Source organism: Streptomyces viridosporus, assembly GCF_002078235.1.
Lineage (GTDB): Bacteria > Actinomycetota > Actinomycetes > Streptomycetales > Streptomycetaceae > Streptomyces > Streptomyces viridosporus.
Map to the genome: position 1 here is coordinate 1 of NZ_MSGP01000584.1, position 5897 is coordinate 5897.

The following is a 5897-nucleotide window of genomic DNA, read 5'->3' on the forward strand; positions in this document are numbered from 1 at the left end:
GGGGCACCGGGGCGGCGACCGCCGGGGAGCCGCCGTCCGACGGAGGGGCGTCGTCCACGGTGATACCGAAGTCGGTGGCCAGCCCGGCGAGCCCGGAGGCGTACCCCTGCCCCACCGCGCGGAACTTCCAAGCCCCCTGTCGCCGGTACAGCTCGCCGCCGATGAACGCGGTCTCCGTCCCGGCCGCCATGTCGAACCGCGCGACCTCGGTCCCCGTCCCGGCGTCGAGCAGCCGGAGCACCAGCCCCGGCACCTGGCCGAACGTTCCGCCGTCCGCCGACGCGCACAGCACGATCCGCTCGACGGCCGGTTCCAGCGAGCGCAGCTCCACCTCCACCGTGTCGGTCGCGGCCCCGGCGGCGCTCCGCTTCCCCAGGTGCGTCACGGCGCCCGACGCGTGCCGCGGCTGGTTGTAGAAGACGAAGTCGCCGTCGTCCCGCACCCGTCCCGCCTCCGTGAGGAGCAGGGCCGAGGCATCGATGTCGGGCACACCGGGCCCGGCCGCCCAAGCGAGCTCGACGCGCACCACGGGGGCATCGACGGGGAGGTTGGATCCCTTGCTCATTGCTCTCGCTGTCATGGGATCAGTCTGCCGAGCCGGCAGCGCGGAGGGGAGGGAAGGGGAGGCCCGGCGTGCCCCCCCGTGGGCGACCACTGCGGCCTGCACGCGCTACGCGCCCGGACCGATGCGAGCCCGGACCGATGCGCGCCGTCGGCTCGCGTCCGGCGGTGTGTCCCGTCGTCGAAGGGATCGGCGCACTCGGGCTGCGCCGGAGAACGTGGCGCCCTTCGGCGAGAGGGCAAAGGAACGGGTTCCCGGACTCGACGCACCGCCGGTCGTCTCACGGGTCCGGCGCCTTCGTCCGTCGTACGCCCACGTCCACGTCCCCACACAGTGATCGCCCCAGGCCACCGGGTGGGCGGCCGGGCGGTGCTCGCGGCCGGTGGTGGACCGTGAGCACCGCCCCTGGACGACGTCAGTCCGCGAGGGGCAGGTACACCCGGTTCCCGTTGGCCGCGAACTCCTTCGACTTCTGGAGCATCCCCTCGGCGATCTCCTCCGCCGACGCCCCCTCGGCCGCATCACCGCCGAACCGTTCGGTGATGTCCCGGCTGATCTTCATCGAGCAGAACTTGGGCCCGCACATCGAGCAGAAGTGGGCCGTCTTGGCCGGTTCGGCCGGCAGGGTCTCGTCGTGGAACTCGCGTGCCGTGTCCGGGTCGAGGGCGAGGTTGAACTGGTCCTCCCACCGGAACTCGAAGCGGGCGTCGGACAGTGCGTCGTCCCACTCCTGTGCGCCCGGATGTCCCTTGGCGAGGTCGGCGGCGTGCGCGGCGATCTTGTAGGTGATGACGCCGGTCTTGACGTCGTCACGGTGGGGCAGGCCCAGGTGTTCCTTGGGCGTGACGTAGCAGAGCATGGCCGTCCCCCACCAGGCGATCATCGCGGCGCCGATGCCGGAGGTGATGTGGTCGTACGCCGGCGCGACGTCCGTCGTCAGCGGACCGAGCGTATAGAACGGAGCTTCGTCGCAGATCTCCTGCTGAAGGTCGATGTTCTCCCTGATCTTGTGCATCGGGACGTGTCCCGGGCCCTCGATCATGGTCTGCACGTGGAAACGCTTCGCGATCCGGTTGAGTTCCCCGAGCGTGCGCAACTCCGCGAACTGCGCCTCGTCGTTGGCGTCCGCGATCGAACCGGGCCTGAGGCCGTCGCCGAGCGAGTACGTGACGTCGTACGCGGCGAGGATCTCGCAGAGCTCCTCGAAGTTCTCGTACAGGAACGATTCCTTGTGGTGCGCCAGGCACCACGCGGCCATGATCGAACCGCCGCGCGAGACGATGCCGGTCTTGCGGTTCGCGGTGAGCGGTACGTACGCGAGCCGCACGCCGGCGTGGACCGTCATGTAGTCCACGCCCTGCTCGGCCTGTTCGACGACCGTGTCCTTGTAGATCTCCCAGGTCAGCTCCTCGGCCCTGCCGTCGACCTTCTCCAGCGCCTGATAGAGCGGCACGGTGCCGATGGGCACGGGGGAGTTGCGCAGCACCCACTCCCGGGTGGTGTGGATGTTGCGGCCGGTGGAGAGGTCCATCACCGTGTCGGCGCCCCAGCGGGTCGCCCAGGTCATCTTCTCCACCTCCTCCTCGATGGATGAGGTCACCGCCGAGTTGCCGATGTTGGCGTTGACCTTCACCAGGAACCGTTTGCCGATGATCATCGGCTCGGTCTCCGGATGGTTGACGTTGGCCGGGAGCACCGCCCGGCCCGCCGCGATCTCCTCGCGGACCACCTCGGGAGAGACGTTCTCCCGGATCGCCACGAACTCCATCTCGGGCGTGATCTCGCCCCGGCGCGCGTACGCCAGCTGCGTGACCGCCCGGCCTTCGCGGCTCCGGCGCGGCTGACGCGGCCGACCGGGGAAGACCGCGTCGAGATTGCGCAGACCGCCGCGCGGCGAGGTGTGCTTGATCCCGTCGTCCTCGGGACGGACGGGACGGCCCGCGTACTCCTCCGTGTCACCGCGGGCGATGATCCAGTTCTCCCGCAGCGGGGCCAGGCCCCTGCGGACGTCGGTGTCGACGAGTGGATCGGTGTACGGACCCGAGGTGTCGTACAGCGTGACCGACCGCCCATTGGTGAGGTGCACCTGACGGACCGGCACCCGCAGGTCGGGGCGTGTGCCCTCGACGTACGCCTTGTGCCAGCCGATGGACTTCCCGCCCTCTCCGTTCGCCGACGTCTCCGTCGGGTTCTGCGTGGAGGCAGGCGTGCGTGCGTCCTTGTTGGTCATGAGACCTACTCCCTACGCCGGCATTACCCGGTAACAGGTTCGGCGGTCGACGCAGCGGTTTCCGTCTGCCGACGTTCCGTGGGAAACATCACGCGCACATCGGTGATGTTTCATGTGAAACGTCGCTGGGACGGAGGTCAGCGCCCTCTCAGCCCGGTGCTCCGAGCTCCCGCGTGTACAAAAGGTGCCCCCACGCTAGCGTCCCTTCTGGCGCGGTGACCAGAGGGCCCCTCGCGTTCTTGCGATGATCGGTCGGTGACCTCGATGCAGCCTCCCTCGTACCCACCGCCCGAGCCTCCCCGCGGACCCGGCGCCGGAAGCGGCGGCGGCCACGGCAGAGGACCGGGACCCGACCACGCGGTGGGCCGCGGGAACGACGGCAGACACGGCAGCGCTCCTCACCCGGGTGAGGACAGCCACAGCCACGGTCACGGAGGTGACTTCGGCGGCGGAGCTGGCCCTGGGGGCCGTTCCGGGGGTGGGCACGGCCACTCGCACGGGCACAGCCACGGTCCGGCGGCCCCCGTCTCCCAGCACCTGCGCAAGGTCATCGCGGCGATCCTGATTCCGTTCGCCGCGGCGGTGCTGATCGGCCTCGCCGTGCTGTGGCCGGGGGGCACCCCGGGGCACGAACGCACCGGCGTCGGTTTCGACCGGCAGACGCAGCACGCCACGGTCACCGAAGTGGTCGAGGTGAGCTGCCAGTCCGTCAACGCCTCCGGAGGCGTCCCGACCGGCGACACCTCCACCGCCGAGGGCTCCTCGGCCCAGCAGCAGGCGGCCGGTACCTGCAAGAAGGCGACGATCCGGGTCGACACCGGCGAGGACAAGGGCCGTACGTTCACCGAGATCGTGCAGCCGGACCAGTCCCGGCAGTTGAGCGAGGGCCAGGAGGTCGTGGTCGCCTACGAGCCCGCCGCCCCGGAGGACCTGCAGTACTCGGTCACCGACGTGAACCGGCGCTTCCCCCTGGCCCTGCTCGCCGGCGTCTTCGCGCTCGCCGTGGTGGCCGTGGGGCGGCTGCGCGGTGTGATGGCGCTGGTCTCACTGGCGGTCAGTTTCCTGGTGCTGAACTTCTTCATCCTGCCCGCGATCCTGCAGGGCTCCAACCCCTTGGTCGTGGCGGTGGTGGGGGCCAGCGCGATCATGCTGGTCGCGCTCTATCTGTGCCACGGGTTGTCGGCGCGTACGTCCGTGGCGGTCCTCGGCACACTGGTCTCCCTGCTGCTGATCGGCATCCTCGGCTCGGTGTTCATCGGCTGGGCCGCGCTGACCGGCAACACGGACGACAACACCGGTCTGATCCACGGGCTGTACCCGGAGATCGACATGAGCGGTCTGCTGCTGGCCGGTGTCATCATCGGTTCGCTCGGTGTCCTCGACGACGTGACGGTCACGCAGACCTCCGCCGTCTGGGAGCTGCACGAGGCCAACCCGTCGATGGGCCGGCGCGGGCTGTACCGCGCGGGCATCCGCATCGGCCGCGATCACATCGCGTCCGTGGTCAACACGCTCGTCCTCGCCTACGCGGGTGCCGCGCTGCCCCTGCTGCTGCTGTTCTCCATCGCGCAGAGCAGCGTGGGAACGGTCGCGAACAGCGAGCTGGTCGCGGAGGAGATCGTGCGGACCTTGATCGGCTCGATCGGTCTGGTCGCCTCGGTGCCGGTCACCACGGCCCTGGCCGCCCTGGTGGTCTCGGCCGACCGGTCGGCGGTCCGGGTGCCGGCGCAGGACGCCCGGCCGGTTGCGGCACGCGGCGGGAGGGGCCGGCGCCGTAAGCGCTGACGCCGACCGCACCGACCGGCCGACGTGACCGGCTCCGCCCCGGGGCGGTCACACCGGCCGGTTCTCCGCCGGGCCGGGTGCCGCCTCCACGGAGGTGTGGGGGAAGCGTTCCTGCGGAGCGTGGCGGAACACGGTGAAGCGTTCCGCCCACCACCACCCGACCGGCGTAACGCTTCACCCGGCGCCCTGCTCCGCCAGGATCCGGTCGAGCGCGTCGTCGAGGTGGGCGTCGAAGTCGGCGAGCGCCCCCTCCTGGCCCAGCGGCACCAGTTTGTCGGTGCGGTCGAGGAAGGCCACGAGCGGCGCGGTCGACGAACGGAACAGGGCCTGATCACTGCCGACCTGGAGCCGGATCAGCACCTCGCCCAGCGTGTCGGGATCGACCGGTGAGACGCGCACGTCCCCCTCGCCGCACGGGCGGCCGACGCCGTCGACCAGCAACTCCCTGCCGAACGCCCAGGTCACGGGAGCGTCCCCGGGCAAGTGGAAGGTCAGCCGTACGGCATAGGGATCACAGGTGTCATAACGCAGCTCCACCGGGATGCGGAAGGACAGCTCCTCCGACACGAGAAAGCTCATCATGACCTCTGCCTGTACGGATTCGCGCATCGCCTACCCCGTCATTCGCCGCGGACTGGCCGGGCATGGACCCTGACACCTGATGGAATCTTGCTGAACGTACACAGCAGATCACAAGGAGTGATTTTTCAGATACTGATAGAGAGCGTCAACGACCCCACCAGACGCCCCATTTCGGCCTGCAGTCTCCGTGCCGTGGGGAGCAGCCGATCGGCCTGGTGTGCGGGCAGGGAGATGGCCATCGTCGCGGCCGTGGTGCCGATGGTGACCGGGATCGCGGCGCAGACCGTCCCCAGGGCGTACTCCTGACGCTCGATCACCGGCTCCATGCGCCGCACCCGCTCCAGGCGCCTCAGGAGGCTCTGGGCGTCGCGCACGGTGTACGGCGTGACGGGCCGCACGGGATAGCGGTCGAGGTGGTCGCGGCGGGCCTCCTCGTCGAGCTGGGAGAGCAGGCACTGCCCGACGGCGTGCGCGTGACCGGTCTCGCGGAAGTCGGCCCACTCCTCCACCGCGGGGTGCACGGGGCTGTCGGAGACGCACACGACGTCGATCTCGCCCTCGCGGTACACGGCGCAGTACAGGGGCACACCGATCGCGTCGCGCCAGCGGGTCAGTAGGTCGACGATCGTGCTGCGACGTTTCTGCTGCGCCCCGCTGCCGGTCAGCCGCTCGGTCGCCTCGCCGAGGAAGAACAGCCCCTTGTCCCGGCGCAGATAGCCCTCGTGCACGAGGGTGCGC

The 5897-nt window shown here is 70.2% G+C and carries 5 protein-coding genes; 1 reads left to right on the forward strand and 4 read right to left on the reverse strand.

All coding sequences use genetic code 11. The features are described 5' to 3' along the window. The coding region (locus tag B7L92_RS33415) for a TerD family protein (RefSeq protein WP_143626420.1) at window positions 1-580 on the reverse strand (580 nt) is incomplete at its 3' end. A gap of 397 nt (window positions 581-977) precedes the next feature. Next, a complete protein-coding gene (gene thiC / locus B7L92_RS33420; protein ID WP_081241020.1) occupies window positions 978-2792 on the reverse strand; it encodes a phosphomethylpyrimidine synthase ThiC in 1815 nt (604 codons plus the stop codon). 255 nt (window positions 2793-3047) lie between these two features. Between thiC and B7L92_RS33425 the strand changes: the two genes are divergently transcribed. Beyond that, on the forward strand, window positions 3048-4577 hold the full coding sequence (locus tag B7L92_RS33425) for a YibE/F family protein (RefSeq protein WP_081241021.1): 1530 nt from the start codon (window positions 3048-3050) through the stop codon (window positions 4575-4577). 174 nt (window positions 4578-4751) lie between these two features. On the opposite strand, the gene B7L92_RS33430 is transcribed toward B7L92_RS33425, so the two are convergent. Together B7L92_RS33430 and B7L92_RS33435 are read right to left on the reverse strand one after the other, a co-directional pair. Continuing rightward, window positions 4752-5186 carry an SsgA family sporulation/cell division regulator gene (locus tag B7L92_RS33430; RefSeq protein WP_026085047.1) on the reverse strand — a complete coding sequence of 145 codons (435 nt, stop codon included), beginning with the start codon at window positions 5184-5186 and terminating at the stop codon, window positions 4752-4754. Window positions 5187-5284: 98 nt separating this feature from the next. Beyond that, on the reverse strand, window positions 5285-5897 hold a 613-nt coding region (locus B7L92_RS33435), incomplete at its 5' end, for an IclR family transcriptional regulator domain-containing protein (protein ID WP_081241022.1).

Coding starts and splice junctions, on each gene's coding strand:
- thiC (WP_081241020.1), bottom strand. CDS start 2,792: ATGACCAACAAGGACGCACGCACGCCTGCCTCCACGCAGAACCCGACG.
- B7L92_RS33430 (WP_026085047.1), bottom strand. CDS start 5,186: ATGCGCGAATCCGTACAGGCAGAGGTCATGATGAGCTTTCTCGTGTCG.